This is a genomic window from Endozoicomonas sp. SESOKO1 (assembly GCF_024606265.1).
Lineage (GTDB): Bacteria > Pseudomonadota > Gammaproteobacteria > Pseudomonadales > Endozoicomonadaceae > Endozoicomonas.
Window position 1 is genome coordinate 1 of sequence record NZ_JAHHPP010000311.1, and the last position, 3,752, is coordinate 3,752.

A 3,752-nucleotide genomic window follows, 5' to 3' on the forward strand; every position below is an offset into this window, starting at 1 on the left:
ATTTTCTGCCATCCTCGCTACGGGCGCTATTCTCGGACAGGCTCCTGGTATGGATCACCACCCAGGGCATGGGGAGGAGAAAACGGATCTCTCAGCGTAAGTCGGCCCCGCCCCTAACTACCCGACAACTCGAATCATACTCAAAACAGCGCATCTATATGGCTGACAAAGCATCTTTGATGTATATCAGTAGGGCCTGTGTGTCGGCTCCTTAAGGGAGCCAACGCACAGGATAGCAATGGCAAGGGGGCAGCCAGACGCTACTTTGCCTTCCGGCAGCCACCCAGGTTGGCAAAGAACTGCCGGTTTTCTTTGCTGGCCAGCATTTCACCAATACTCCGGGGTAAACGACGACGCCAGTTTGGATATTCACTACTGGTGCCCGGTACATTAACCGGGGAATCAATCATCATCACATCTTCCAGCTGGAAGGCCGCTATCTGCGAAGCCGACAGGGCCAGGTAATAGCTGAATTTCTCCATGATTTCACGGCTGAATACCGGTGCCGTATCTCCCTCAAGGTCGACGCCTTCGGGGAATTCCCCGAGGTCAGCCAGGGTAGCCAGTACCGCCTTGCGGGCCTGTTCACGGGCATGGTGGTCAGCAGTGGCCCGCTCTTCGGAATAAAAGCCCAGGGATGCCATCAGGTCGATGTCTCTGCCATCCCACCAGCCTTTCAGGGTTGGTGTGTCATGGCACACCAGCATCGCCAGGGCTTTTTCACGATATTCATCAGGTGCCGTATAACGACCCTCATTCTGCTGGAAAATACCCATCACACTGCCGTACATTCTTGCCGGTGGCAGACTGTCAGTGATCTCCTGTGGCACCACACCCAGGTCTTCACCAAACACCAGGCACTGCTGGCGATGACTTTCCAGCTTGATAATGCCCAGTAAATCCTGCAGTGGATAGCGGACGTAGCAGCCGTAACGGGCGCCTTTTCTCTCATCGCTGTTTTCCGTGCTGCCATTCGGACACCACCAGAGGCGAAACAGTCCCATGGCATGATCAATGCGCAACGCACCACAGTTACGCATATTGTTCCGAATCAGCTCAACAAAAGGCTGGTAACGCTCTTCTTTCAAGACCACCGGGTTGAACGGGGGCAAACCCCAGTCCTGACCCATAGGGCCGAGACCATCCGGTGGAGCACCGGTGCTGGCTTCGAGAACAAATAAGTTTCGATCCGCCCAGACATCTGCTCCGTTGCTGTCTACACCCACCGCCAGGTCACGGTAGAGGCCGACCAGCATACCGGCGTCTTTGGCTTTTATATGGGCCGCGTGCAGCTGCTCATCCATCAGCCACTGCAGGTATTTGAAGAACGTAATCCGTGCCTGATGCGCTTTGGCAAAGGCCCTGACCTCGTCACTGTCCGGCGTCTGGTAAGCCTCTGGCCAGCAGCGCCAACCCCAACTGTTGATATCACTTTTCCTGAAATGCTCAAACAGTGTTTCAAACAGGGCAAACTGATCCAATCGCTCTCCCCTCGACTGGCAGAAAGCCGTGTACACGAGATCCCGGTCGGTTCCCTTACCCAGATGCTTTTCAGAAAACTCATTAAACAACAGTTCCAGCACTGACATTTTGAACGGTGCGACCTTGTCGTATTCAACAAAGTCGGTACTGTGTAACTGATCAATCAACTCCCCGTGTTTCGCTACCATCTCCCGGGCTGCGGCACTGTCTGTGTACTCCGCCACCTGCTCAGGATCAATGTACAGCACGTTATCAAACAGGCGGGTAGATGGACTGTAAGGCGAGCAGTGCAACGGGTTGGACGGGTACAATGCATGCACCGGGTTCAGGCCAACAAAATCAGCTCCCTGCTTCCCCAGACCCGCGGCCAGATCACCCAGATCGGTCAGGTCTCCCATCCCCCAGTTGCGCTCAGAGCGAACGGTATATAACTGAATACCGGAACCCCAGATTTTAGCGCCCTGTTTCATGGCTTCCGGTTCATAACAGACTTCGGGCACCACAATCAATCCGGCTTCTGCCGTCAGCCCTTTACCCTGAACGGCCAGGGTGTGATAACCCAACGGCAGGTATTGCGGTACTGAAACCTTCAGGGCGATATATTCCTTACGCTCCAGCTTCACCGTTTCGGACAGAACCGCCATGGCCAGATCAGCATGATGGATAACCTGGTCACCATTTTCCAGCGTTATCAGCAATTCAACAGACGATGGACGTTTACTTCTGGGGCAACGCAGCTCAAACGAGAAGCTTTGCCCCTGATGCACTACCGTCACAGGCGATAAAGGAGACTCCCACAGCTTTAACTGTGTGGCCGCTATCGCCTTTTTCAGCGCTGCATTACTGCTGATGTCATAACCCATGGCCGCCAGCAGGGGAATCTTGTTCTCGGTATCGATGGCCACCGGAGTGCCATCCCAGTCCTGATAGCCGCTGGCCATGCCACACAGGTCACCCAGACGGTCAATTAATTGAAGATCAGGCATTGTGTTTCTTCCAAGCATTGTGTTTCTTCTAAAGCAGGCCCGCTACCCATTAAAGAATGGTTCCTGAATAATTTGCATTCAATAGATTCAACATGTCGAAATTATTCGACAGCAATTCCCGGGGTAGCCAACAATTGTGCAAATTTAGTCGTGTAAATTATCCTCATCCCCACACTTTCCCGTGGAAATGAGGCGGTAGCAACAGTCAAATACTAATGTTCAAATTCATCAACCCACCCGATGTAGGGACAACAGACCTGAAACCTGAAATACGGCGATATAATTAATGAATTGGGTACTGAATGAAATCGTAAAACGTTTACAGCATGCTCAATTTCTGGTGTGATTCGTGACATCTTGATATAAATCAATTTATTTTGTCATGATCAGGAACATGGATTGTCAGCCTCAGGTCATATCACAGGAGGTCTGTCCCTGGCGCAGAAAGACATCCAGCCAACACCCACGGGGCTCACAGGATTTCATGGCCTCCATCACCAGCTCTGCCCCCTGAACGGCAATACTGTCTATATCCTGGCGTATCGTCGTCAGTGAGTGATAGCGGTCATCAATACCGTCGTAACCCACCACCTGGACATCATCCGGTACCCGCTTACCGGTATCAGCCAGTGCCATGGAAATACCGGTGGCAACAATGTCAGAAAAAGCAACAAAGGCATCAGGCTTGATTCCTGATTCCAGCAGGCCACGTATACGACGATAACTGTCTAATGCAGGAAGACCGGTATCCACAGATATTTCTATGGCTTCCGAGGGAATAAGCCCGGCTTCCAGCATCGCCCTGCGATAGCCCTGGTAACGCATGTCCGAAACCGCATGGTCACTGTGCAGGCAGACATAGTAAATAGTGCGACAACCATTCCCGAGCAGGTGTGTAGTGGCCAGAAAACCACCCTGCTCATCATTAGAAGCAACCCAGAAATGCTCCTCCCGCACATCACCGATACTGACATAGGGAGCCTCCTGCTCCTGAACCCTCTGATAACGGGGATCCTCATGGTGTAAGCCAATGCCAACATAAGCTTTGGCCAGCGTCATCAACTCGCCTTCAGGGGAAAACTTCACCCGCTTGACCCAGTACCCCTGCCGCTCCAGCTCAATCTTCAGTGCCTCATAAACCTTTAATGCAAAAGGTGAAATAGTGCCTAGGTCCAGCCCCAGCACAACACCCACCACAAAGGCATCCTGCCCGTGCAGCTGCCGGGCCATATAATTGGGTTGATAGTTCAGTTCATGCGCTGCTTCCAATACCTTCTTGCGGGT

The 3,752-nt window shown here is 52.5% G+C and carries 2 protein-coding genes; both read right to left on the minus strand.

Going from position 1 to position 3,752, the window contains the following annotated elements:
* Window positions 1-260 precede the first annotated feature (260 nt).
* Window positions 261-2,468: a 4-alpha-glucanotransferase gene (malQ, locus tag KDK13_RS13995; RefSeq protein WP_257285593.1), complete on the minus strand. Its 2,208-nt coding sequence runs from the start codon at window positions 2,466-2,468 to the stop codon at window positions 261-263.
* A gap of 408 nt (window positions 2,469-2,876) precedes the next feature.
* Window positions 2,877-3,752, minus strand: an 876-nt coding sequence (locus tag KDK13_RS14000) for a LacI family DNA-binding transcriptional regulator (protein ID WP_257285594.1), incomplete at its 5' end; no start/stop codon positions are given.